At 69.4% G+C, this 23,413-nt stretch carries 25 protein-coding genes and 1 riboswitch; of the genes, 15 read left to right on the top strand and 10 right to left on the bottom strand.

Annotated elements, in window-relative coordinates:
* Nucleotides 1-276 precede the first annotated feature (276 nt).
* Nucleotides 277-1,230, bottom strand: a complete 954-nt coding sequence (locus tag ACZ6O0_RS07890; protein WP_465764085.1) for a hypothetical protein — start codon at nucleotides 1,228-1,230, stop codon at nucleotides 277-279.
* Between the two features lie 149 nt (nucleotides 1,231-1,379).
* Here ACZ6O0_RS07890 and ACZ6O0_RS07895 point away from each other — a divergent pair, with 149 nt between their 5' ends.
* The 4 genes from ACZ6O0_RS07895 (at nucleotide 1,380) to ACZ6O0_RS07910 (ending at nucleotide 5,243) form a co-directional block, all read left to right on the top strand.
* Nucleotides 1,380-2,243 carry a DUF3152 domain-containing protein gene (locus tag ACZ6O0_RS07895; RefSeq protein WP_465764086.1) on the top strand — a complete coding sequence of 288 codons (864 nt, stop codon included), beginning with the start codon at nucleotides 1,380-1,382 and terminating at the stop codon, nucleotides 2,241-2,243.
* Between the two features lie 46 nt (nucleotides 2,244-2,289).
* Nucleotides 2,290-3,129 carry a hypothetical protein gene (locus ACZ6O0_RS07900; RefSeq protein WP_465764087.1) on the top strand — a complete coding sequence of 280 codons (840 nt, stop codon included), beginning with the start codon at nucleotides 2,290-2,292 and terminating at the stop codon, nucleotides 3,127-3,129.
* Nucleotides 3,126-3,788 carry an alpha/beta fold hydrolase gene (locus ACZ6O0_RS07905; RefSeq protein ID WP_465764088.1) on the top strand — a complete coding sequence of 221 codons (663 nt, stop codon included), beginning with the start codon at nucleotides 3,126-3,128 and terminating at the stop codon, nucleotides 3,786-3,788. Before ACZ6O0_RS07900 ends, ACZ6O0_RS07905 begins: the two co-directional genes overlap by 4 nt.
* Nucleotides 3,789-3,808: 20 nt before the next feature.
* A riboswitch (TPP riboswitch) is annotated at nucleotides 3,809-3,924 on the top strand.
* Nucleotides 3,918-5,243: a purine-cytosine permease family protein gene (locus ACZ6O0_RS07910; RefSeq protein ID WP_465764089.1), complete on the top strand. Its 1,326-nt coding sequence runs from the start codon at nucleotides 3,918-3,920 to the stop codon at nucleotides 5,241-5,243. It overlaps the preceding riboswitch by 7 nt.
* On the opposite strand, the gene ACZ6O0_RS07915 is transcribed toward ACZ6O0_RS07910, so the two are convergent.
* The 5 genes from ACZ6O0_RS07915 to ACZ6O0_RS07935 are packed head-to-tail and all read right to left on the bottom strand — an operon-like array spanning nucleotide 5,185 to nucleotide 9,977.
* Nucleotides 5,185-6,402 carry a cation:proton antiporter gene (locus ACZ6O0_RS07915; RefSeq protein ID WP_465764090.1) on the bottom strand — a complete coding sequence of 406 codons (1,218 nt, stop codon included), beginning with the start codon at nucleotides 6,400-6,402 and terminating at the stop codon, nucleotides 5,185-5,187. The two genes, ACZ6O0_RS07910 and ACZ6O0_RS07915, sit on opposite strands and share 59 nt — an antisense overlap.
* A 38-nt stretch (nucleotides 6,403-6,440) precedes the next feature.
* Nucleotides 6,441-6,671: an anti-sigma factor family protein gene (locus ACZ6O0_RS07920; protein ID WP_465764091.1), complete on the bottom strand. Its 231-nt coding sequence runs from the start codon at nucleotides 6,669-6,671 to the stop codon at nucleotides 6,441-6,443.
* The gene (locus ACZ6O0_RS07925; RefSeq protein ID WP_465764092.1) at nucleotides 6,668-7,306 is read right to left on the bottom strand and encodes an RNA polymerase sigma factor; all 639 of its coding nucleotides are present in this window, start codon (nucleotides 7,304-7,306) and stop codon (nucleotides 6,668-6,670) included. Before ACZ6O0_RS07925 ends, ACZ6O0_RS07920 begins: the two co-directional genes overlap by 4 nt.
* Before the next feature lie 29 nt (nucleotides 7,307-7,335).
* Nucleotides 7,336-8,040 (bottom strand): flavodoxin family protein, encoded by a 705-nt coding sequence (locus ACZ6O0_RS07930; RefSeq protein WP_465764093.1) that lies wholly within the window; start codon nucleotides 8,038-8,040, stop codon nucleotides 7,336-7,338.
* 8 nt (nucleotides 8,041-8,048) lie between these two features.
* The gene (locus ACZ6O0_RS07935) at nucleotides 8,049-9,977 is read right to left on the bottom strand and encodes a thiamine pyrophosphate-binding protein (protein ID WP_465764094.1); all 1,929 of its coding nucleotides are present in this window, start codon (nucleotides 9,975-9,977) and stop codon (nucleotides 8,049-8,051) included.
* Nucleotides 9,978-10,063: 86 nt separating this feature from the next.
* On the opposite strand from ACZ6O0_RS07935, the gene ACZ6O0_RS07940 reads away from it, so the two are divergent.
* Nucleotides 10,064-10,681 carry a hypothetical protein gene (locus ACZ6O0_RS07940; protein WP_465764095.1) on the top strand — a complete coding sequence of 206 codons (618 nt, stop codon included), beginning with the start codon at nucleotides 10,064-10,066 and terminating at the stop codon, nucleotides 10,679-10,681.
* A 17-nt stretch (nucleotides 10,682-10,698) separates the two neighbouring features.
* The gene (locus tag ACZ6O0_RS07945; RefSeq protein WP_465764096.1) at nucleotides 10,699-11,379 is read left to right on the top strand and encodes a class I SAM-dependent methyltransferase; all 681 of its coding nucleotides are present in this window, start codon (nucleotides 10,699-10,701) and stop codon (nucleotides 11,377-11,379) included.
* Nucleotides 11,380-11,535: 156 nt separating this feature from the next.
* Here ACZ6O0_RS07945 and ACZ6O0_RS07950 read toward each other — a convergent pair whose 3' ends face one another.
* Both ACZ6O0_RS07950 and ACZ6O0_RS07955 read right to left on the bottom strand, forming a co-directional pair.
* Entirely contained in the window at nucleotides 11,536-12,102 is a 567-nt protein-coding gene (locus ACZ6O0_RS07950; protein WP_465764097.1) for a methylated-DNA--[protein]-cysteine S-methyltransferase, read from the bottom strand.
* Nucleotides 12,099-12,590, bottom strand: a complete 492-nt coding sequence (locus ACZ6O0_RS07955) for an RNA polymerase sigma factor (protein ID WP_465764098.1) — start codon at nucleotides 12,588-12,590, stop codon at nucleotides 12,099-12,101. The genes ACZ6O0_RS07950 and ACZ6O0_RS07955 overlap by 4 nt, the downstream gene beginning before the upstream one ends.
* 313 nt (nucleotides 12,591-12,903) lie before the next feature.
* On the opposite strand from ACZ6O0_RS07955, the gene ACZ6O0_RS07960 reads away from it, so the two are divergent.
* From ACZ6O0_RS07960 to ACZ6O0_RS07980, 5 genes are read left to right on the top strand one after another with little or no spacing between them, the layout of a single operon-like run.
* Nucleotides 12,904-13,473, top strand: coding sequence for a flavin reductase family protein (locus ACZ6O0_RS07960; protein WP_465764099.1), 570 nt, complete (start codon nucleotides 12,904-12,906; stop codon nucleotides 13,471-13,473).
* Nucleotides 13,466-14,521, top strand: coding sequence for an ABC transporter substrate-binding protein (locus tag ACZ6O0_RS07965; protein ID WP_465764100.1), 1,056 nt, complete (start codon nucleotides 13,466-13,468; stop codon nucleotides 14,519-14,521). Before ACZ6O0_RS07960 ends, ACZ6O0_RS07965 begins: the two co-directional genes overlap by 8 nt.
* Entirely contained in the window at nucleotides 14,518-15,357 is an 840-nt protein-coding gene (locus ACZ6O0_RS07970; protein WP_465764101.1) for an ABC transporter permease, read from the top strand. The genes ACZ6O0_RS07965 and ACZ6O0_RS07970 overlap by 4 nt, the downstream gene beginning before the upstream one ends.
* Entirely contained in the window at nucleotides 15,333-16,049 is a 717-nt protein-coding gene (locus ACZ6O0_RS07975; RefSeq protein ID WP_465764102.1) for an ABC transporter ATP-binding protein, read from the top strand. Before ACZ6O0_RS07970 ends, ACZ6O0_RS07975 begins: the two co-directional genes overlap by 25 nt.
* Nucleotides 16,046-17,383, top strand: coding sequence for an LLM class flavin-dependent oxidoreductase (locus tag ACZ6O0_RS07980; protein ID WP_465764103.1), 1,338 nt, complete (start codon nucleotides 16,046-16,048; stop codon nucleotides 17,381-17,383). Before ACZ6O0_RS07975 ends, ACZ6O0_RS07980 begins: the two co-directional genes overlap by 4 nt.
* A gap of 42 nt (nucleotides 17,384-17,425) precedes the next feature.
* Here ACZ6O0_RS07980 and ACZ6O0_RS07985 read toward each other — a convergent pair whose 3' ends face one another.
* The gene (locus ACZ6O0_RS07985; RefSeq protein ID WP_465764104.1) at nucleotides 17,426-18,403 is read right to left on the bottom strand and encodes a zinc-binding alcohol dehydrogenase family protein; all 978 of its coding nucleotides are present in this window, start codon (nucleotides 18,401-18,403) and stop codon (nucleotides 17,426-17,428) included.
* Nucleotides 18,404-18,501: 98 nt separating this feature from the next.
* Between ACZ6O0_RS07985 and ACZ6O0_RS07990 the strand changes: the two genes are divergently transcribed.
* The 3 genes from ACZ6O0_RS07990 to ACZ6O0_RS08000 all read left to right on the top strand — a co-directional run bounded on the left by ACZ6O0_RS07990 (nucleotide 18,502) and on the right by ACZ6O0_RS08000 (nucleotide 21,101).
* Nucleotides 18,502-19,374 carry a glycerophosphodiester phosphodiesterase gene (locus ACZ6O0_RS07990; protein WP_465764105.1) on the top strand — a complete coding sequence of 291 codons (873 nt, stop codon included), beginning with the start codon at nucleotides 18,502-18,504 and terminating at the stop codon, nucleotides 19,372-19,374.
* A gap of 305 nt (nucleotides 19,375-19,679) precedes the next feature.
* Nucleotides 19,680-20,069: an ATP-binding protein gene (locus ACZ6O0_RS07995; protein ID WP_465764106.1), complete on the top strand. Its 390-nt coding sequence runs from the start codon at nucleotides 19,680-19,682 to the stop codon at nucleotides 20,067-20,069.
* Between the two features lie 51 nt (nucleotides 20,070-20,120).
* A complete protein-coding gene (locus tag ACZ6O0_RS08000; protein ID WP_465764107.1) occupies nucleotides 20,121-21,101 on the top strand; it encodes a DUF5926 family protein in 981 nt (326 codons plus the stop codon).
* 240 nt (nucleotides 21,102-21,341) lie between these two features.
* On the opposite strand, the gene ACZ6O0_RS08005 is transcribed toward ACZ6O0_RS08000, so the two are convergent.
* The gene (locus ACZ6O0_RS08005; RefSeq protein WP_465764108.1) at nucleotides 21,342-22,550 is read right to left on the bottom strand and encodes an arginine deiminase; all 1,209 of its coding nucleotides are present in this window, start codon (nucleotides 22,548-22,550) and stop codon (nucleotides 21,342-21,344) included.
* Nucleotides 22,551-22,796: 246 nt separating this feature from the next.
* Between ACZ6O0_RS08005 and ACZ6O0_RS08010 the strand changes: the two genes are divergently transcribed.
* Nucleotides 22,797-23,387 carry a dihydrofolate reductase family protein gene (locus ACZ6O0_RS08010; RefSeq protein WP_465764109.1) on the top strand — a complete coding sequence of 197 codons (591 nt, stop codon included), beginning with the start codon at nucleotides 22,797-22,799 and terminating at the stop codon, nucleotides 23,385-23,387.
* The last annotated feature ends 26 nt before the right edge of the window (nucleotides 23,388-23,413 follow it).

The following is a 23,413-nucleotide window of genomic DNA, read 5'->3' on the forward strand; positions in this document are numbered from 1 at the left end:
AAACCCACACCCCCTACAACGAAACCACCGCCTGGCCCCAACACCCACAAACCACCGCCGCTTGACACCCCAACCCCCTGGGATGTCTCCGTCGCCCCCGCTACGCGCGCTCCCACCCACCCCGACGTCTCCCTGCGCGCTCATCGCCCCGCGTGTTCGCCGGCTACCGCCCACGACCTGCGCGCTGCCGCACGCGATCAACCACCCGGGCCGGCGTCCGCCTGCGAGACCACCGTGGTCCGGCCGACCCGCCGCCGACGAATTGGTCGCCGGCCGTCAGATCACTGTGGTGCCGGGAGACTCGTCGGATCGGGCCAGCAGTTGCGCGGAATACGCATCGGCGACCTCCCGGCAGAACTCGAGCAGGTCGCCGACACGGTCGGGCCGCAGCCAGGCAGCTGCCGTGCGCGCCTGCTGTTCCGATCCGTTGAAGCCGAACAACTTGTCGGCTCGCCGCCGGAATTCCTCGGTCTGCAGCGCGTCGACCGGGATGCCGCTGTTCATGCCGCCGTACGAACTGAACGGCACCAGTACCCGACCGTCCGTGTAGACGGCGACAACCGTTCGTACCCCGCTCTTGGACGGACCCTGCGCTTCGAGCACGATGTGGTTCGGTCCGAATCGGCGTCGATGGCCGGTCGCGTCCCACCCGGAGACGACCTGCAACGCTGCAGTCCGAACGTCGGGGAGAGTGCAGAGACTCTCGAACTCCTCGAGGCTCGACAGGTTGCCGGGCTGCCGAGTCTGTTCGACCCGCGCCGTGAACCCGTTCGGCTCGATGACCGCGGTGAACAACGGAGCCCAGAGGCTGTTGTCGACCTTGACGGCCCGCGCCTCGACCAGCCACACATTGATCCCGCGGTCCTGGTCCAGCGTTGCCATGTCATTCAGGTACTCGGCGACCGCCCGGAACTCGTCCCGGTGTTCCTCGGCCACGACGACGAGACCGCGGGCGCGGCGGGCGACGGCGTACGCGAGCCCGCGCGTCAGGTGATCGTGGTCGGCTCTTCCGTACTGGTTCTCGATCACGAACTCGGTGCCGTCTTCGACCTGCGCAACGATGTCGATGCGGCGGCCGCCAGCTGTCAGCACCTCGGCTTGGCCGACCGCCGTCAGCTCAACTCCGATCGCCTCTCCGAGCTGATCGAGCCGATCGACGAGCAAGGGTGTGAAGTCCGCCGCTTCGCCGTGCCAGGCATCAGTCAGCCGACCAAAGGTCAAGCGCCCCATCGACATGGCTTCTCTGTATCACGAGCTGTAGCACGAGTCATAGGCTCGATCCGATACGGCTCCCTGGGCGGAGTGCCTTGGGTTCGTTTGTGAGATACGCACGAAACTGGGGTTTCGTGGGGGGCCGGTAGTCGGTAGGGTCGATTGCCATGACCACCCGGCGGAGCGGCCAGCAGGCGGACGTGTCTGCGCGGACGCGGCGGGGTGGGCGGCACAGCCGGCGGAAGTCCTATAAGGCGCAGTGGTTCTCGGTGACTGCGTTGGCGGTGTTGGGGACTGTGATGGTGATGCATCCGGATGTGACCCAGCGGCGGAGTCTGGCGGCCGACGTGGTGGCGGGGGTGGATGCTCCGGTGCCGGCGCCGGTGATCGAGGTGCCGGTGAGTACGCCGACTCCGGTTCCTACGCCGACGCAGAAGTTCACGACTCCGTTGCGGCCGGCACCGAGTTTGACGCGGAAGCCGAAGGGGTCGAAGCCGAACGTCACGGTGTCGACCGGGAAGCTGGCCGTGGTGCCGGGGTTCAACAAGGCCAACGGTGTGCGGGACAAGCTGACGTACCGGGTGGAGATCGAGCAAGGGCTGTCGGTGAACGGGGCCGCGGTCGCGGCGATCATCCACAAGACACTGACCGATCCGCGCGGGTGGCAGGCGGTGCACCCGGTGAGCTTCGAGCGGACCGACAAGGTGGATGCGGACCTGCGGATCATCCTGGCCACGCCGGCGCTGACCGACAAGTTGTGTCTGCCACTCGACACCGGCGGTGAGGTGTCCTGCCGGGTCGAGGACCGCGTCGTGCTGAACGCCAAGCGGTGGATGTACGCGATCCCGGCGTACAACGGTGATGTCGCGCTCTACCGGAGCTACCTGGTCAACCACGAGGTCGGGCACGCGCTGGGCCACGGGCACTCGACCTGCACCAAGGCGAAGACCCCCGCGCCGGTGATGATGCAGCAGACCAAGGGCCTGGCCGGCTGCCTCCCGAATGCCTGGCCAACCATCAAAGCGACCTGAGCCCAAACCCCCGTTCGTGAGAAGCTGAGTGCGAGGGGAGGAAGCGATGTCGTCACAGGATTTTCCGACGTACGGCCGGGGTGATGAGCCCGAGCGGTCCGGCGAGGAGCACCACTACGCCCCGCCGATGCCGTACGGCGGCGGCACGTACGGCGCCGGCCCGCACACCGACCCGCAGCCGGGCCCCTACGCCCAGCCTCAGCCGTACGGCGCCCACCCGGACAACGGCACGCCGCCCCAACAGCAGTACGCCGGCCAGCCCCAAGGCCCGATGTACACCCAGCCACCGACCTACCGCCCCGGCAGCCCGTACGGCACGCCGGCGCATCCACAGCAGCACGAGCTCCCGACGTACGGCCGGGACCAGGCCGTCGCACCCCGTGACCCGCGCGCTGCCCGTGTGGTCGGACTCGCGGCACTCATCGCAGCGATCTACGGCCTGCTCGTCCTCTCCGTCCAGCGGGTCTCCCTCCGCGAGATCTCCCAGGCCCCCGGTTCACCGCTCAACCACCCGCTCCGGACCGACGTGATCGACACGATCGGGCAGTTGCTGCTGATCGTGGTCGGCGCGGCCGCGCTGGTGATGTGGATCCGGGATGTGCTCGCCCGCCGCAAGGCCGGACGCCAACCGGACCCGATCGAGCTCGGTGGTCTGCTGCTGGTCGTGGTGTCCGTGATCCCGATCCTGGTCTGGCTGATCATGGTCCTGTCCACCGGACTGGGCGCCATCGACGACTCGGTCGACCGGCTGCCCACGGCGTACGGCTGGGGCGGTGTCGGGCTGCTGATCCTCGCCGCCGGCCTGACCCTCGGGTACCGCGAGCTGAAGCCCGAGGTGCGCAACCCGGTGGTCCAGGGTCCGCCCACCAAAGCGCCCTGGGAGTGAACGTACCCATCGTCCTGGTCCCCGGCCTCGGCCTCGGGCCGGAGTCGTATGCCAAGACGATCGAGTATCTGACCACGCCGTACCACGTGGTCACCCTGCCCGGGTACGGCGAACCGGCCGGCGCCAGGGAGGATCTGCACCCACGCGCCCTCGGAGTGGCCCTCGCCGAGAAGATCCGCGAGCCATCCGTCCTCGTCGGCCACTCGGCCAGCTGTCAGATCGTGGTCGAGACCGCGGTGACCCACCCCGAGGTGGTCCACGCGCTGGTACTCGCGGCTCCGACCGGAGATGTCCGGATGTCGAGCTGGGTGGACCGGACGGTCCGCTGGCTGGGTTCGGCCGTGCCGGAGTCACCCCGGCTGATCCGGGTCGTCACTCCGCAGTACGCGCGTACGACGCTCTCCACGATCGCGCGCGCCGCGGAAGCGGCCCGGCACCACGACCTGGCCGCGGTCATCGCCCAGGTGCGGGTGCCGGTGGTCATCGTGCGTGGCAGACACGATCTGATCTCGCCGGCCGACTGGGTCGAGCGGCTGGCCGAGCTGAGTCACGGCGAGGCCCGGACCCTGGAGACCGGCTCGCACATGCCGGTGCTGACCAACGGTCCGGAGGTGGCCGCTCTCATAGAGCGAGCCGCCGTGGCACCGGACAGCGACTGAAGCGGTATCGTTGACGCGCTAACAACCTCTGCGGGAGCTCGCACCGATCGCGCGGGCTGAGAGGGCGACAGCTGGGTCGCCGACCGCCTGAACCTGACCGGGTAATGCCGGCGTAGGGAGCGGGTCATCATGACCAGTACTGCTGTTCGTCCTGAAAGCCAGACCGAGGCGCCGCTGGTCCTGACCACGGATGCCCCGCGGACCCTCGGGTTCCTGGACCAGTTCACCCTCTGGGGGAACTTCGGCATCTCGCTGTTCGGCCCGGTGACCGGTGCACTCGTGGCGGCGTACACGGGCTCACTGTGGCAAGGGCTGCTCGCGGTGGTCGTCGGCTGCGGAATCGGTGCGCTCGTGCTCGGCGGCGCCGCGGTGTTCGGTTCGCAGACCGGTGCTCCGGCGATGGCGTGTCTGCGCGGACTGTTCGGCCGGCGGGGCTCGGTGGCGCCGACCGTACTGAACATCGCCCAGAACGTCGGCTGGGCGACCATGGAGATCATCGTCATCTCGCAGGCCGCGGTTGCGGTGACCAGTGAGCGGTGGCGCTGGCTGTTCGTCCTACTGGCCGGGGTGATCGCGACGGCGATGGCGGTCCGGCCGCTCGGCAGTGTGAAGCTGCTGCGAAAGTTCATGGTCTGGCTGGTGCTGATCGCGTCGGTGTACCTGTTCGTGCAGGTGCTCAGCAAGCCGGTGCACGCTCTGCCGCAGGACAGCGTGTTCGGCTTCTGGCCGGCTGTCGACCTGGCTACAGCGGGCGTGGTGTCGTTCGCGCCGCTGGCCGCCGACTACACCCGGCACTCGCGCACCAACAAGGCCGCCTTCGCCGGCTCGTCACTCGGCTACGGGATCGCCGCGATCCTGTACTACGCGCTCGGTGTGTTCGCGGTCGCGACGCTGCAGACCAACAGCGAGGACGTGATCACCGCGCTCGTCACGCTGCCGGCCGGCGCGATCGCGCTGTTCGTCCTGCTGGTGGACGAGGTCGACGAGGCGTACGCGAACGTCTACTCGACCACGATGGCCGCGCACAACCTGGTCGGCCACATCGACCGCCGGTGGATCTCGGTCGCGATCGGCGTGCTCGCCACCGGTCTGGCGCTGATGGTTGACCTGGGCAACTACACGCAGTTCCTCTACCTGATCGGCTCGGTCTTCGTCCCGCTGTTCGCGGTCGCGATCGCCGACTTCTTCGTGGTCAGCAAGATGAACTGGGACGTCTCCGATACGGCGCGCTTCCGCTGGCAGCCCACGGTCGCGTGGCTGATCGGCTTCGTCACCTACCAGCTCGTGAACCCCGGAACTGTCTCCGGCTGGTCCCCGTTCTGGCTCGACCTCCAGCAGAAACTCTTCAACAACCAACCGGTCCCCGGCTGGCTCGGCGCGACGTACACCTCGATCATCATCTCGATGCTGGCCGCGGTGCTCCTCGGCCGGATCGGACGTCGGCAGGCTGCCTGAGCAGTACGAGCGCGACCGCCGGGAACACCAGCACGGACAGCAGTCCGGCGCAGACCAGAGCGGCGGCGGTGACCGGAGCCATCAGCCCGGTCGCCACGCCGATCTGCGTCGCGGTGACGATGAACGGCAGCGACGTCGCCTGCAGCAACCCCGCGGCCGCGGTCTGCCGGGGACCGAGGGTGCGCACCGCCAGGTACGCCGGTACGCCGCGCACGACGAGCAACGCGATCAGGAACAGCGGGACGCGGACGAGTGCGCCCGGGTCGTCGAGCAGCCCCCGCAGGTCGAGCCGCAGCCCGCTGGTCACGAAGAACACCGGGATGAGGAAGCCGTACCCGAGCGCCTCCAGCTTGATCCGGAAGCGTGGATGCGAGCTCGCATCGCGATCGACCAGCCCGACGACCGCCCCGGCCAGGAACGCGCCGAGGATCGTCTCCAGCCCGAACTGTTCGGCCAAGGCGACGAAGGCGACCAGCAGTACGACGGCCGCCCGGACCCGGATCTCCGCCGTGGTGTCCTGGAGCCGCAGCAGTACGCCGCCGATCCGCTGCGACCGCCCGGCCGTCGCGACGACGAAGCCGGTCACGACGACGAGCAGCGCGAACAGTCCGACCATGATCAACCGCTCGCCGGGGCTCCCGCCTTCGGTCGAGAACACCAACGACAGCACGAGAACCGCGGCGAAATCGGCCACCGAGGCCGCCGCGATGGTGAACCGACCGACCGCGCCGTCGGCGCGGCCCGCGTCCTTGAGCACCGGCACCACCAGACCCAACGAGGTCGCCGAGAGCGTCACGGCGAGCAGGAGCGCGCTGTGCACCCAGCCGGCTGCTGAGAACGCGGCCCCCGCGACACCTCCCAGCGCAAGGGTCACCAGGTAGCCGAGGACGGCGAGCCGCAGGATCTGTCCGCGCAGTTGGTGGATGTCGATCTCCAGCCCGGCCAGGAAGAGCAGGAACGCCAGTCCCAGCAGGGCAATGATCTGCAGCGGCAGGTCGACGTCCACCAGGCCGAGACCGTGCGGACCGACGACGACGCCGGCCACGATCTCCAGTACGACGGCCGGAACGCGAAGACGCGGGGCCAGGCCGAGGAGCAGTGGCGCGAGCAGCGCGATCACTACGACGACGAACAGATTGGTGAACTCCACATCCGGCATATCGGATCAGTGCCGCCGGAGCACCCGGGCGTTACAGGTCAGTCGCGGGGGAACGAGCGGAAGGCCTGCAGAAGGCCGTCGCGCGTCTCGTCAGACAGTGTCTCGGGCTCCACCCGGCCGACTTCGGCGATCGTACGGCGCATCTGGTCGACGTAGATCTCGCAGCCGTCGCAGAGCGCGAGATGCTCGACGAAGCGCTGCTCCGTCTCGGGGTCCAGTGCACCGTCGAGGAAGGCGGTGACGAGCTCGACCAGTTCGGCGCACGTCATGACTCAGCTCCGGTGGTGGTGAAGTAGTGCTCGAGGTGGCCGCGGACCGCTGCGCGCGCACGATGCAGCAGGACCCGCTGGTTGGCCATCGAGATGTCCAGTAGTGCGCAGACATCCTCCGCCGTTTGTCCGTCGATGTCCCGCAACGTCAGCACCACCTGCTGCCGGACCGGCAGGCGCTCGATCGCCGCGGCGACGCCGGCCCGCACCTCGTGCGCGAGTACCTCGCTCTCGGTGGTCGGCCAGCGCTCCGGAAAGGCCAGCCAGCCGCCCGGGTGCTGGTCGTGGGCGCCGCGGAACCGGCTCGGGTCCACGGTCGGCTCGCCGTCCTCGACCAGGCTGGCCCACGGCACCGTCCGTTGCTCGCGGGCACCGCACTTGCGCGCGATGTTGACCAGGATCCGGTAGACCCAGGTCTGCAGCGAGGACCGGCCCTCGAACCGCTCGATGCCCTGGAACACGGCCAGCCAGGTGTCCTGGACGACCTCCTCGGCGCTGGCCGCGGTCGACACGAACGACCGGGCCAGCCGCAGCATCGAGCCCGACCAGCCGTTCAGCAGGCACGCGAACGTCTCCTCGTCCCCGGCCCGCAGCCCGGCGACGAGGACGTCGTCCGTCGGCAGTACCGCCCCCACACGCCGACGGTACAGCAGCAGCGCGCCGATCAGCGGTACTCCGGGTTCTCGAAGTCGAAGCGGCAGCCGGCGTCCCACTCGGAGCGCTGGTTGCCGTAGGCCGGAACGCCGCCCAGATCCTTCAGCATCCTTGCCAGGTGCAACAGGTTCCAGGTCATGAACGTCGTGTTCCGGTTGGTGAAGTCGTTCTCCGGGCCGCCGGAGTCCATGTCCAGGTACGACGGACCCGGGCCGGCCTCGCCGATCCAGCCGGCGTCGGCCTGCGGCGGGATCGTGTAGCCGAGGTGCTGCAGCGAGTACAGGATGTTCATCGCGCAGTGCTTCACCCCGTCCTCGTTGCCGGTGATCAGGCAGCCCCCGACGCGGCCGTAGTACGCGTACTGCCCGTGATCGTTGAGGATCGACGAGTTGCCGTACAAGCGTTCGATCACCCGCTTGGTGACCGAGCTGTTGTCGCCCAGCCAGATCGGCCCGGCGATGACCAGGATGTCGGCCGCCATCACCTGCTCCTGGATCGCCGGCCACGCGTCCGTGGCCCAGCCGTGCTCGGTCATGTCCGGCCAGACGCCGGTGGCGATGTCGTGGTCGATCGCGCGCACCACGTCGACCTGGACGCCTTGTTTCTCCAGGATCTTCCGGCTCACGTCGATCAGTCCCTCGGTGTGGCTGACCGCGGGCGACCGTTTCAGGGTGCAGTTCAGGTACAGCGCGCGGAGGTCGTCGTACTCGGGCATGGTTTCTCCTAGAGCAGTTCGGCGTCCTGCTCGATGCAGAGCAGGGCCGGTCCGGTGGTGGTGAAGAGCTCGGTCATCGCGTCGTCGAGGTCGTCGCGGCGGGTGACGCGCAACCCGGTCGCGCCGCAGAGTTCGGCGTACGCCGCCCAGTCGGGGTTCCGCAGCGAGGTGTGCCAGACCGGGTAGTCGGCGGCGAGTTGTTCCTTGCTGATCTTGCCGAGCGAGTGGTTGTCCAGCAGGACGTGCTTGATCGGGATGCCGTACTTCACCGCGGTGGTCAGCTCGGTGGCGTACTGGCCGAACCCGCCGTCGCCGGTGACCGCGACGATCGGTCTTTCCGGAGCGGCGGCCCAGGCGCCGAGGGCGGCCGGGTAGCCGAAGCCGATCGAGCCGAGGTAGCCGGACATCAGCACCGGCTGGCCCTTCGACTCCAGGTACCGGCCGAGCGAGTACGCATGGTTGCCGACGTCAACGGTCACGACCGCGTCGGCGGGCAGGTGCCTGCCGAGCGCGTCGAACACCGCGGCCGCCGAGACCCCGCGGCCGCGATCGTCCTGGACCCGGCGGGCCTTCTCCGCGCGCCAGATCGCCCACCGCTCGGCGACGTCCGGCCGCTGGTCCTCGGCCTTCGGGTCGGCGAGCATCCCGGTCAGCGTGGTCAGCGCGAGGCCGGCGTCGCCGAGGACGTCCACGGTGACGGCGTCGAACCGGCCGATCGCGGTGTGGTCGTCGTCGATCTGCACGATCGGCTTGTACGCCGCGATGCCGGTGTGGTTGGCGAAGGAGGCGCCGACCACGATCAGCAGATCCGACTCGTTCATCAGCCAGCTGGCGACCGGCGTACCGCTGCGACCGAGCACCCCGGCGCCGAGTGGGTGCGTGTCGGGCACCAAGCCCTTCGCCTTGAAGGTGGTCAGGACCGGTGCGTGCAACCGCTCCGCGAACTCCCGGACCTCGTCCTTCGCGTTCCGGGCACCGTGGCCGACGATCAGTACCGGCCGCCGGGCGTCGCGGATCAGGGCCGCGGCCCGGGTCAGCGTGTCCTCGTCGGGCCGGATCTTCCGTCGCGACAACCGGCCGGCCGAATCCTGCGCGGCCGCTTCGGACGGCAGGACCTGCACCTCGTCGGGCAGCACGAGATGGGCGACGCCACGGCCGTCGATCGCGTGCTTGACCGCCAGTGCCGCCAGCTCGGCATGATCGCTACCGGCCTGGACCGCCGTGCTGGAGACCGCGACGTCCTTGAAGACCGCGGTCAGGTCGAGGTCCTGGAAGGCGCCCCGGCCGAGGACCTTGGACGGCACCTGACCCGAGATGGCGAGCACGGGCGACTTGTCGAGTTTGGCGTCGTACAGGCCGGTGAGCAGGTTGGTGGATCCAGGGCCGGCGATGGCGAAGCAGGCGGCCGGGCGGCCGGTCAGCTTGCCGTACGCGCTGGCGGCGAAAGCGGCGGCGCCCTCGTGCCGGATGCCGACGTACGTCAGCTCGCCGCGTTCCTCCGCCCGCCGCATCGCCTCGGCGAACCCGAGGTTCGAGTGGCCGACCATGCCGAAGACATGACTGATGCCATGGGCAACCAAAGTCTCGACCAGTACGTCGGCGACCGTCCGGATCGGCTGGGCCGGAGCGGGCAGTTGCACGTAGACACCGTCGTCCCGCTCGTCCACCGGGTACGCCGTGACGCCGTCGGAGAAGCCCTCCGGCGGCTGACCGGTGATCGGGTCGTAGTCGTACCCGTGCCACGGGCACCGCAGCAGCCCCTTCTCGATCGAACCCTCGCCGAGCGGACCGCCCTGGTGCGGGCACCGGTTCTCCAGCGCGCCCAGCCGGGCGCCGCATCGGGCCAGCGCGACGCTCCGGCCGTCCACGACCACACTGCGCACCCGCCCGTCCGCGGGTACGTCGACCTCGTCCACCCGGTGCCACTTCTCCGACATGTAACGTCTCCCGCCCTGTGCGACACGGACCGTTCGAAGGATCAGTGCCGGACAAGGGCCTGGCGTTACAGGAGGAGACTGCAGCCATGGATGAACGTTCGCTCGCCGTAACCCGGCGGTCCCTGCACGGTGTCGCCGAGTTGGTGCTGGCCGGGCCGCAGTACCGGGAGTCCGGGGAGATCAAGTTGCGTGTGTTGCCCGGTGGGTTCGGGACGGTCGTCGCGCCGGATCTCCGGGTCGAGGGTGATGTGCTCGTCGCCCCGGCCGGGTCGTTCCCGCTGGCCGGTAGTTACGCCGAGCTGGCTGCTGCGGCCGGTGTGGAGGCCAGGCGGCTCGACGACGTGTACGCCGGTGGTCCGGTGATCGATCCGGATGAGCGGATCGAGATCGACCCGGTGGCCGCCCGGGTGCTGGTGGACGCCTTCACCCGCGGTGAGGCCGCGCTCCGGTCGTTGGCGCCGGACGAGGAGCCCATCCTCTGGCCCGAGCATTTCGACATCGGCATCAGCCTCGGCGAGGTCAACTACGGGATCTCGCCGGGTGACGACACCATCCCCGAGCCCTACGCGTACGTCGGCCCCTGGACACCGCGCACCGGTGAGTTCTGGAACGCCTCGTTCGGTGCCGCGCGCCCGATGGCCGAACTGGCCGATGTGCTCGAGTTCTTCCGGAGGGGGAGAGCGCTGGTCACTGACCCGGAGTAACCGGGATACTTTGGGCCATGCTGAATTCCGCACTGCGCAGCCGGGCCGAGTACGCGGAGCTCGGGGCCGACGGATTGGCCGCGCGTACGACGCCTGAGCGGGACGCGGCGACCGTGAAGGCCGTGGAGGAGTTGCTGGTCGGGCGTGAGTCGGTGCTCGACCTGTGCTGCGGGTACGGCCGGATCGCGCTGCCGTTGCGCAGGGCCGGCAAGGTCGTCCGCGCGCTCGACATCTCGCCGAACCTGGTCGAGGCCGGTCAGGCGAAGGCGGCCGAGGAGGAGCTGTCGATCGACTGGGCGATCGGCTCGATGACCGACCTGCCGTACAAGTGGGACTCGTTCGACGCGGTGATCTGCCTGTGGACGGCGTTCCACGAGCTGTTCGCCGAGGACGAGCAGATCTCCACGATCTGTGAGATCTCCCGGGTGCTGAAGCCGGGTGGTGTGGCGATCATCGAGGGCCCGGCCTGGGGGCCGGCGACGGCGGCCGAGATCGCCAACGGGATGCGCCAGGGCCCGGAGCATCGGATCGTCACCACCGAGCACTTCGGCACCAGCAGCGTGCACTTCATCCACGACGAGATCAGCTACGGCCGGCTCTGCGCGGCCGCCGGGATCGAGGACTACAAGGTGTACAAGCGCGAGTGGGGCGGGCGCCGCCGGCTCATCCTGGAGATCCACCAGCCGGCCACTGACTGACGCGTCAGTCTCTTGACCTGAATTCTTCTCCGGAACAATTCACCGGGCCGCATCCCTTGCAGGCAAGGGAAAACAAGAAGCAGATCCCCACTCCACATTGGGGATCTGCTCCTTTGTTCTCCGAGTGTAAATCAATTCTCCGGAGCCCGGGAAAACTCAGCTTTTTGCTTCAAGATTCAGCAGGAATCGCTTCGCCTCGAGGCCGCCGGCGTACCCGGTGAGCGCGCCGGTCGAGCCGATCACCCGGTGGCACGGCAGGACGACGCACACCGGGTTCGCGCCGAGCGCAGTACCGACAGCCCGGGCCGCCTTCGGCTTGTGGATCTCGCCGGCGAGCGCGCCGTACGTCGTGGTCCGGCCGTAGCTGGTGTGGACCGGCAGATCGCCCAGCACGAGCCGCTGGAACGGGGTTGCCAGGGCGAGATCGACCTCCAGGTCGAACGTGTGCCGGCGGCCGTCGAGGTACTCGTCCAGTTGCCGCCGTACGTCGTCCAGCGCGCGGGGCTGCCGCAGTACGCGCGGGGACACGGCCCGGGCGAGCCGGTTGGTGATGGACTCCTCGTCGCCGAACGAGCTGGCCACGACCCGGCCGTTCGCGACCGCGAGCAGCAGCGTGCCGATCGGGGTGTCGTGCAGGGTGTAGGCGACGTCGGCGTCCGGAAGGATCGGTGGTTTCAGGTCTGGGGTGGTGAACCGGGTGAGCCGGCTCTCGAGGTCATTCATGCGTTTACTCCGAGTTTGGTGCGCAAGGCCGCGAGCGCGTCGCTGACGAGCCGTCGTGACGCGGCGGGCGTGGTGTCGAGGGCGGCGGCCACGCCGTGGTGGTCCAGGTCGCCGATGTATTTCAGCGTGATGGCGAAGCGCTGGCGTTCGGGCAGTTCGTTGACGGCTCGCCAGAGGTCGGGATCCGGCCACTCGGCGGCGTCCGGGCCGTCGACCGCGACCGGCGGGGCCTCGTCGAGCGGGCGCTGGGGTTTGCGGGCGCGGTGCAGGTCGGTCGCGCACCGCGACGTGATGGTCAGCAGCCAGCTGCGCAGGTTCTTCGCCGAGGTCAGGCCCGGGTAGGCCGCGAACGCCTTCTCCCAGGCGCGCTGGGCCACGTCGTCGCCGTCCACCGGCCCGGCCAGGGCGCGCGCCAGCCGCGCCACGTCCCGCCAGTGCGCGTCGACGAGTGCCTGGAACGGCGGCAGTTCGACCTTCTCCCGAGCCATCACGTCAGTAGAACGCATCGGGTTCGGCCGATGTGAGGGTGCCCGGTCCGGATTCCGAGATTGTCTAGTTACTCTGTGGACATTGATGAGAAGATTGCTGACATGACGACGACCTTGCTCACCCGCCGTCGCGTCATCGATCTGCTGCGGACGGCGAGCGCCACCTGTCGGTGACACCCGCGCCGTATCGCGTTGCCCCGGCGGACTTCCGCCGTACGAGGCCTGTCTGACCACCGCCTCCACACCCCGCCCGGCTGTGGTGCTTCCTGCTGCCCTCCGCCGGTCGTCCCTGCCCCGTACCCGAGGGAGAGACATGTCAGTCCCTGCGATCAACCCGTCCGATCGTCCGCCCTTGTCCGTCGTCCCGGACCGCCTCGAGGAGCGGATCGTCGACGCTGACGTGTTCCGGTCCGTGTTCCGTCGCCACGCCGCCGGTGTCGTGGTGATCACCGCGGACGCCGGCCACGGGCCGGTCGGGTTCACCGCGACCTCACTGGTCTCGGTCAGCCTGCTGCCGCCGCTGGTCTCGTTCGCGATCGCCACCAGCGCGTCCAGCTGGCCGACCGTCAGCGTCGCGGACAGCCTGGTGATCAACTTCCTGTCCGCCGACCAGCAGGCCATCGCCGGCCGGTTCGCCACCAGTGGCATCGACCGGTTCGCCGAGCCGACCCGCTGGTCCCGCCTGCGCACCGGCGAGCCGGCCCTCGACGAGGCGCCGAGCTACCTGCGCGCGCAGGTCGAGCACCGCTTCGCCGTGGGCGACCACTACCTGGTCGTCGCCCGCCTCGCCACCCATACCGAACGACGTGAGCACGACCCGTTGCTGTACCACGACGGCCGCTACGTCACCGCCACCTCTGACCCGAAAGCACACCATGTCTAGGACCAAGTACGCCGTTATCGCCGCCGCCCTCGCGACCGCCGCCCTGGTGGCGGGCTGCGGTGGTGCCGCGGACGCCGGCAGCGGCTCCGCCAAGCTCTCGCTCGACGCCGCCCTGCCGACCACCGTCCCGGACGGCACCAAGATCGTCGTCGGCGACCCGGCCACCGAGGTGGCGCTGAAGTTGTCCGGCCAGATCGACAAGGTGTCGAAGTTCGTCCAGTTCGCCAATCTGAGCGGCGGTCCGCAGACCACCGAGGCGTTCCGGGCGCACGCGCTCGACGTCGGCTCGGTCGCCGAGATCCCGCCGATCCACGCGACCTGGACCGGTCTGCACGTGAAGATCGTCGCCTCGAAGTTCCGCCAGGAGCCGCTCGAGCACCCGATCTACAAGATCGGCATCGCGCCCGGCGTGAACGTGAAGACGCTCGGCGACCTGCGCGGCAAGAAGATCGCCTACAGCCCCGGTCAGGCCCAGGGCGCGCTCGTCCTCAAGGTGCTGAAGAAGGCCGGCCTGACCAAGGAGGACGTGAAGCTGGTCGAGCTGCCGAGCACCGGCGACGTGTACTCGAACGCGCTGGCCGCCAAGCAGGTCGACGTCGCCCCGATCGGCGGCGTACAGATCAAGCGCTACCTGGCCAAGTACGGCAAGGACGGGGCCGGCACGATCGACCACGGGCTGCGCGACGACGCCGGCCACCTCTACGTCCTCACCGAGTCCCTGGAGGACCCGGGCAAGGCGGCCGCGATCCGCGCGTACGTCGCCGCGTGGGGTGTCGCGCAGGACTGGATCGACAAGCACCCCAAGGAGTGGATCCAGGGGTACTACGTGAAGGACCAGGGGCTCACCGAGGCCGACGGTCAGTGGCTGGTCGACAACGCCGGTCACCCGGACATCAGCGCGGACTGGAGTGACGCGATCCAGCGGCAGCAGGAGACCATCGAGCTGCTCGCCAAGGAGACCGGCAACAAGGTGATCCAGGCCAAGGACCTGTACGACCTGCGCTTCCAGACCGTCGCGGCCGATGCGATCAAGGGAGCCACCAAATGAGTGCGACCACCCTGCCCGGGCTGCGGACCCGGGAAGCCACCGGGACCACCGCCGTACGCCGTCCCCGGCTCGGACTGGGGAAGCCGATCAGGTTCGGATCCGCGATCGGACCCGTTCTGCTGCTGGTGATCTGGAGCATCGGATCGGCCACCGGCTGGATCGACCAGCGGGTGCTGTCCGCGCCGTGGACCGTGGTGACCACCGCGGGTGACCTGATCGCGGACGGCCGCCTGCAGTCGAACCTGTGGACCTCCACCCAGCGGGCCCTGATCGGACTCGCGCTCGGCATCGTGCTGGGCATCGTACTCGCGCTGCTGTCCGGACTGTCCCGGCTGGGCGAGGCGATCCTGGACGGGCCGATCCAGATCAAGCGGGCGATCCCGTCGCTGGCGCTGCTGCCGCTGCTGATCCTCTGGCTCGGCATCGGCGAGTCGATGAAGGTCGTCACCATCCTGCTCGGGGTGTTCGTGCCGATCTACATCCACACCCACAACGGCCTCCGCACGATCGACAGCCGGTACGTCGAGCTCGCGCAGACCGTCGGACTGTCCCGCTGGGACTTCATCCGCCGGGTGGTCCTCCCGGGCGCGTTGCCCGGATTCCTGCTCGGCCTGCGGTTCGCGGTGACCGGCGCCTGGCTCTCGCTGGTCGTCGTCGAGCAGATCAACTCCACCAGCGGCATCGGCTACATGATGGAACTGGCCCGCACGTACGGGCAGACCGACATCATCATCGTCGGCCTGGTCCTGTACGGCGCGCTCGGCCTGCTGTCCGACGGAGCCGTCCGCCTGATCCAGAGGAGGGCCCTCTCATGGCGCCGCACGCTGGCCTCCTGACCGCCGCGGTCCAGGTCCGCGACCTGGTCCGCCGGTACGACGACCGCGCTGTCCTCGACGGAGTGGACCTGGAGATCGCGCCCGGTGAGTTCGTGGCGCTGCTGGGCAAGAGTGGATCCGGGAAGAGCACGCTGCTGCGGGCACTGGCCGGGCTGGACTCCGACGTGGCCGGGTCCGGGGAGCTCGTCGTACCGGCCAATGTGTCCGTCGTCTTCCAGGACTCGCGGTTGTTGCCATGGGCAAAGGTGTTGGACAACGTCGTGCTCGGGTTGCCGGGTGCGTACGAGCGTGGCCGGCAGAGTCTCGACGAGGTCGGGCTCGCCGGGCGCGAGAAGGCCTGGCCGAACGAGTTGTCCGGCGGTGAGCAGCAGCGGGTCGCGCTGGCACGGTCGTTGGTGCGGGAGCCGGAGCTGCTGCTCGCGGACGAGCCGTTCGGGGCACTGGATGCGCTGACCCGGTTGAAGATGCACGTGCTGCTGCGGAAGTTGTGCGCCGCGCACCAGCCCGCCGTACTGCTGGTCACGCATGACGTCGACGAGGCGATCGTGCTGGCGGACCGGGTGATCGTGCTCGACGAGGGCAAGCTCGTCGCCGAGGAGCAGATCGAGTTGAGCGCGCCGCGCAGTCCGGCCGATCCAGGATTCGCCGCGGTCCGGTCGCGGCTTCTCGACGCATTGGGGGTTTCGCTGTGAGCAGGCAGTTGCATCTGAACGCGTTCCTGATGAGCACGGGGCATCACGAGGCCTCGTGGCGGTTGCCGGAGAGCGACCCGTTCGCCAACACCTCGGTGGCGCACTATCAGGGACTGGCCCGGACCGCGGAGCGCGGCAAGTTCGACTCGGTGTTCTTCGCGGACTCGCCGGTACTGATCGGCGACGTGGGCCGGCGGCCGGCCGGGACGCTGGAGCCCACCGTGCTGCTGACCGCGCTGGCGGCGGCGACCTCGCGGATCGGGCTGATCGCCACCGCGTCGACGACGTACAACGAGCCGTTCAACCTGGCCCGGCGGTTCGCCAGCGTCGACCACGTGAGTGGCGGGCGCGCGGGGTGGAACGTCGTCACCACGGCCGGCCCGGAGGCGGCTCGCAACTTCAACCTCGCGGACCAGCCGGCACATGCCGAGCGGTACGAGCGTGCCGCGGAGTTCCTCGAGGTCGCGTACAAGCTGTGGGACTCGTGGCAGGACGACGCGGCGGTTGCCGACAAGGAATCCGGCGTGTGGGCCGTGAACGACCGGGTGGTGCCGATCGACCACATCGGGCGGCACTTCCAGGTGCGCGGTCCGCTGAACCTCCCACGGTCGCCGCAGGGGCACCCGCTGATCGTCCAGGCCGGGTCGTCCGAGGACGGCAAGGGCCTGGCGGCGCGGTACGCCGAGGCGGTCTTCACGGCGCAGCAGACGCTCGGGGACGCGCAGGACTTCTACCAGGATCTGAAGGCGCGGGCCGCGGCGCTCGGCCGCGATCCGTCCTCGGTGAAGATCCTGCCGGGCATCGTGCCGGTCATCGGTGGGACGGTCGAGGAGGCGCAGCGGCTCGAACGTGAGCTGGACTCCCTGATCCGGCCCGACTACGCGCGGCTGCAACTGGCGAAGACGCTGAAGGTCAGGCCGGAGGACCTGCCGTTCGACGAGCAGTTGCCCGCCGACCTCCCCGACGAGGACGAGATCGAGGGGGCCAAGAGCCGCTACACGCTGATCGTCACGCTCGCCCGGCGCGAGAAGCTGACGGTCCGCGAGCTGATCGGCCGGCTCGGCGGCGGCCGCGGTCACCGCACCTTCACGGGGACGCCGGAACAGGTGGCGGACGCGATCCAGCACTGGTTCGAGTCCGATGCCGCCGACGGCTTCAACATCATGCCGCCGGTCCTCCCCTCCGGCCTGACCACGTTCGTCGACGAGGTCATCCCGATCCTCCAGGCGCGCGGTCTGTTCCGGACCGAGTACACCGGCACGACCCTGCGCGACCACTACGGCCTGGCTCGCCCGGCAGGCCGCAGTACGGCGCTGCAGGAGGCGACCGCCTGATCCCTCTGGCCGGCCCTGTCAGGTGGCAGGGCCGGCCCGAGATCAGTTGACCCGGACGACCAGCTTTCCCACGGCCTGGCCGTCCTGCATGATCCGGTGGGCCGCGCCGATCTCGTCCATCGTGAAGACCCGGTCGACGCGGATCGGGAGTTTGCCGGCCGCGACCAGGTCGACGTACTGCTGGAAGGCGGCGGCCGGGAGGTCGCTGCTCTCGCCGCCGTACGCCGCCAGCCGGACGCCGTTCGGGAGATAGCCGATCGGGTAGAAGTCGGGGATCGTCCAGTTGTCGCTGAGCATTCCGGTGAAACACACCGTGCCGTGGATCGCGGTCGCCTTCAGGGTGTCCGGCAGGACATTTGTGCCGACGAGTTCGAGGGCAGCATTCACCCCGCCGGGCAGGATTTCCCGGACCTTCTCCGCAACGTTGCCATCGTCAACGATCGGGTGATCGACACCGAGTTCGCGCAACACCTCGGTCCGCCGGGGATTCCGCGTCGTCGAGAACACGGTGAGCCCGTGCTCCTTCGCCAGGACGGCCGCCGCCACCCCGACGGACGACGTACCGCCGCGGACGAGCAACGTCTGCCCGGGCTGGATCGCCAGGCCGGTGTGCAGTGAGCCGTGGGCCGTCTGCAGCATCTCCGGCAGCGCACCGAGCGTGGCCCAGTCGAGGTCCGTCGTCACCGGGATGACCGACGACGCCGGTACGACGGTGTACTCGGCGTACCCGCCGTCGAACTCGCGGCCCATCCCGCCCATCATCGCCACCACCTGTCGGCCCGGCTCGAACTCGCCACCCGGCGCCGCGTCGACGGTCCCGGCCGCCTCGATCCCCGGGATCACCGGGAACCGCGCGTTCGTCGCGAACCCGGCGCGCAGGTGGTACTCCGACCGGTTCAGCCCGAACGCCTCCACCTTGATCCGGACCCACCCGGCCGAGGGCTCCGGGACAGGGACCCGTCGTACCCGCATGTCCTCCGGTTCGCCCGGACCGTCCAGCACGATCGCCCGCATCTCCATGCGCCCATCCTCGCTCGGCCGGATGATGAGAAACCGTTTTCCAACCAACGGCGTGCCTCCGTGACTTCCTCACCGGCGTGCGTGACAGAGTTGTCCATATGGGACAGAGCTTCCTTGGACGGCGGAGCCCAAGCGTCGTAGCTCACCGTGGCGCTAGCGAGATCAGTCCCGAGCACACGCTGGCGGCGTACCGCCGGGCGGTCGACGCGGGAGCCGACGGTCTCGAGTGCGACATCCGGCTCACCGCGGACGGACATCTGGTCTGTGTCCACGACCGCCGGATCGAGCGCACCTCCAACGGGCACGGTGTGCTGTCCACGATGAGCCTTGAAGAGCTCGAGTCGTTCGACTGGGGTTCCTGGAAGACCCCGTGGGCGGAGCTCGACGACGAGGCCGAGCTGCCGAGTCCCGACATGCGGAAGGTGCTCACGCTCGACGAGCTCCTGGCCACCGTCCGGGACGCCGGCCGGCCGGTCGAGCTGGCGATCGAGACCAAGCACCCGACCCGGTACGCCGGACTCGTCGAGCGCCGGCTGATCGAGGCCCTCGACCGCTACGGCTGGGCGCATCCGAAGGTGGGCACCGAGTCCCCGGTCCGGGTGATGAGCTTCTCCTGGCTGTCCCTCCGCCGGATGCGCGTGCTCGCGCCCGGCCTGCGGACCGTCCTGCTGATGGACCGCGTTCCACTGCGCTTCCGCGACGGTTCGCTGCCGACCGGGGTCTCGTACGCCGGTCCGAGTCTGGAGATCGTCACCGCGCACCCGGAGTACGTCGATCGCGCGCACAAGCACGGTCACCAGGTCCATGTCTGGACCGTCAACGCCGATGCGGACATCCGGCACTGCCGCGACATCGGCGTCGACGCGATCATCAGTGACCGGCCCGAGGCCGCGCTGAAGGTGCTGGCCGAACCCGCCAGGCCCCCGGTTCCGACGGTCACCTACCCGCCCCGGCGCCGCGACCGCCGGTAGTCCCAGGGCGGGCCGGAGCGGTAGGACGTCGTACGGACCGGAGAAGTTTGTGACACATCGGGTGCGTTTTGTGTGGTGTGTGTCACGCGGTGCGGATACGTAGCGGAGTGAATGCGTGCCGTTATTGCAACGTTCATTTCTGTCGATTTCGTCTCGGTTTCTCCGCGTTTAGGCGTGATCCACGGACAGCTATGTAACGGAATTACTGCAGTGGTTTTCCCGGGCCGGAAGCTGGGCAGATGTGATGGTGGCTGTACCGATCATCGAGGAGACCCTGCTTGTCCTCTGCGACCTTGCCTGCCGACGTGAGCGTTGTGGACGTCGTACTGCCGCACGACGTGTCCGCGGTAGCCGACTCCCGGCGCCGTCTGGCCGCATACCTGAAGCGCTACCGGGTCGCCGACACCGCCTCTGACGACGCCCAGCTCGTGCTCTCCGAGCTGCTCTCGAACGCGATCCGGTACGCCCCGCCGCTGCCCGCCGGCGAGGTCCGCGCGGCCTGGTGGATCGACAAGGCCGGCATCCACGTCGAGGTGACCGACGGCCGCGGCGACACCGAGCCGCAGCGGATCAACGACACCCACCCCGAGTCGATCGGCGGCCGCGGCCTGGCGATCGTCGACATCCTCACCTCGACCTGGGACGTCCGCACCGCCGCCAAGCACCGCACCGTCCACGCCATCATCCCGAACTGACCGTCGGGCGGGTTGGCCGTCGGGTGTGGTCGGCTGCCAGACTGCGGGGTTATGGGAAAGAAGTCGCGGCAGCGCGCGAAGAACACGACGACCGTCACCCTCGACCCGGCCGACCTGGTGAACGTCGGCCAGCGGGAACCGTGCCCGTGCGGCTCGGGCAAGCGGTTCAAGCAGTGCCACGGCCGGGAGCGGGCGCAGGCGGCGGACACCTTCGTGGTGCGGCCGTTCGAGGGCCTGCCGTCGGAGTGTGACCTGATCGCGTTCCGCGAGATCGTCCCGTCCGGTACGGCAGAGGTCGTGCTGACCGCCGAGGCGGGTGCGGACGCCGCGGGCAAGGTGGTCAACCTGGTCACCCTGCTGCCGATGGCGATGCCGGGCCTGGTCCGCGACGACGAGACGATCTGGATCGGCCTGCAGACGCACGCGTCGTCGGGTGACCCGAGCCGCGACCTCGGCCACGCGATCACCGCCGCGCTGCAGACCGAGCCGGGCAACCCGATCCAGCTCGGCGACCTGATGAAGGAAGGTCCGCGGCTGCAGGACCTGATCGACACCTCGAAGCCGATCGAGGTGAAGGTGCACGAGGGCTTCGACTTCTGGGTCGGCGAGAACGTCGAGGACCCGACCGGAGAGGTCGCCGCGGGTCTGGAGCGCGCGAACGCGGCTGCTGCCCCGACCGTGCGGCTGGAGTCCGTCGAGGGCGCGTACTGGACGCAGATCGGTGACCGCCGCTACCTGCGCTGGGTGATGCCGCACAGCGAGGACACCCTGCTCGACGCCCTGGCCCGGCTGCATGCCGCCGGCTCGTCCGCCCTGATCGAAGGCAGCCGCCTGATCGGCTCCTTCCGTGCCCTCGGCGTCCTGGCTCCCGTCTGGGAGCTCCCCGCCGGGACCGAGGCCGCCGACGTCGAGAAGCCCGCCGCGGACTTCGCCGTCGCCCTGGAGAAGGCCCTCGCCACCGAGGCGCCGCTCACCACGGAGGAGCGCGCCGCCAAGGCCGGCCTGTCCAGCCGCCAGCTCACCATCCGCTAGACCACGAACACCGACCGCCCGGGTGCACGAGGCACCCGGGCGGTCGCGTGTGTGGACCTCTGCGGTGATTTACTTAGTGGTCTAGGCCGGGAGGCAGGGGATCTGCCTCGACCGGGCCCGGGAACGTGGACGGCCCAAGTCCTGCTGACGGGGGAGCAACAGGGCCTGGGCCTAGGCATGAAGAGTACTCATGATGGGTGCCCACCACAAGCCCCGATTTCACTGCGCGTGTCGCTGGGCTCACCCGACCGGCGCGCGGAGGATCGGGCACGACATGCAGCGCGGACCGCCGCGGCCGGAACCCAGCTCGGAACCGGAGATCTGGATGACGTCGATCCCGGACTCCTCGAGGCGTGCGTTGGTCTCCACGGTCCGCTCGTACGCGATGCACACGCGCGGCGCCAGGGCGAGGGTGTTGTTCCCGTCGTCCCACTGCTCGCGCTCGGCGGTGACCGGGTCCAGGCCGGTGTCGATCCGGCGCAGCGTGTCGATCCCGAGCGCCTTCGCGGCCGCGACCAGGAACGGCTCGGGCTCCGCGACGTGCAGCTGATCGCCGTCGGTGGTGACCGCGAGCGCGCGCATCTCCTCGGCCATGTTCGGATACATCAGTACGGCGTCGACGTCGACCATCGTGCAGACGGTGTCGAGGTGCATCGTCGCGCGCTGCTGAGCGATCGGCACCGCGAGTACGGTGTGGGCCAGGTCCTTCGCGAACACCCGCCGGGCCAGCCGTTCCACGCCCGCCGGCGTCGTCCGCTCGCCGACCCCCACGGCCAGTACGCCGGGGCCGAGCGCGAGGACGTCACCGCCTTCGACGTGCTCGAGCTGGTGGCCGTACACCTTGTCGGCGCCGGCGAACCGCGGATGGAACGTGTAGATCAGCTCGGTCAGCTGGGTCTCGCGCACCCGGGCCGGCATCGCGAGCGAGGTGACCGCGACCGAGTCCCGGATCCAGAGGCTGGAGTCGCGGGTGAACAGCAGGTTCGGCAGGGGGTCGATCAGGAAGTCCTCGTGCGCCAGCAGCGACGTGACCAGCCCGCCCGCGCGGACCTCGTCGTTCCGTACGCCGGCCATCAGAGCCTCGGCGAGCTGCGCCGGATCGAGGTCGCCGAGCGAGGCTCGCAGGTACTCGCGCAGGGTGTCGCCGAGCCGGAGGTCCTCGGTGGCGCCGGCGACCGCTTGAGCGCGTGCCGCGGGATCGTTGAGCGCCGCGGTGAGCAGCTCGCCGAGGTACAGCACCTCGACGTCGCGGTCCCGGAGCGCCTGGGCGAACGCGTCGTGCTCGTCCTGGGCACGGCCGACCCACGGGATGCCGTCGAACAGCAGCTTGTCGTTGTTCCGCGGAGTGAGTCGGCGGAGCTCGTTGCCCGGCCGGTGCAACATCACCGTCCGCAGCGGTCCGACCTCACTGTCGACGCCGTACGTGCCGACTGCCTGCGCCTCGGTCATGAGCCCACCCTCTCCACGAAAGCCACACTGCGTCCGTCTGCCAACCAAGCTACGGCAGCCCACCGCCTCTGCGGCAGACGTCAGGCCTTCTGTCTGATTGTCCGACAATATCCCTGGTCCCTGAGATGATCGGCCAGGGGGTCGCGGATATCGGCCAGGTGGCAGATGTTCGGCGTCCCCGGAGGGCACAGGATTTCCGGTGTGAGGACGCCACGAGGGCGACCTGGAACCGGAAGAGGTAGTGAGATGACGCGCAAGGTGACGGCCAACATCATGCTTTCGCTGGACGGCCGGGTGAACGGGGCCGGCGGGGACTACGACATGAGCTGGATCGTTCCGCACGCGATCACCGAGGCGGCCCGGGACCACATGATCCGGGTGACCGCGCCGGCCACGACGATCCTGCTGGGGCGGAAGAACTACGAGGGCTTCGGCGGCTTCTGGCCGGCGGTCGCGGACGACGTGAACGCGGCGCCGCAGGACCGGGCGGTGTCGAAGTGGATGACCGACACCGAGAAGGTGGTCTTCTCCTCGACGCTGACCGAGGCTCCCTGGCAGAACTCGCGGATCGTCGACGCCGACCCGGCCGACGTCGTCAAGCAGCTGCGGACCGAGGACGGCGGCGACATCGTCGTCCTGGCGAGCTCCAGCGTGATCAAGGCGCTGCTGGCCGCGGACGAGGTCGACGAGCTGAGCATCACGCTCGCGCCCGAGCTGGTCGGTGGCGGAGCGCGGCTGTTCGAGGACGGTCTGCCGGGGTCGTCGTGGCGGCTGGCCGACTCGACCCCGACCGAGTCCGGCGCGGTCTGCCTGCTCTTCGACCGCGTCCGCTCCTGACGGTCGTACGAAAGAACGAGATATCC

This window comes from Kribbella sp. NPDC048837 (assembly GCF_055586945.1).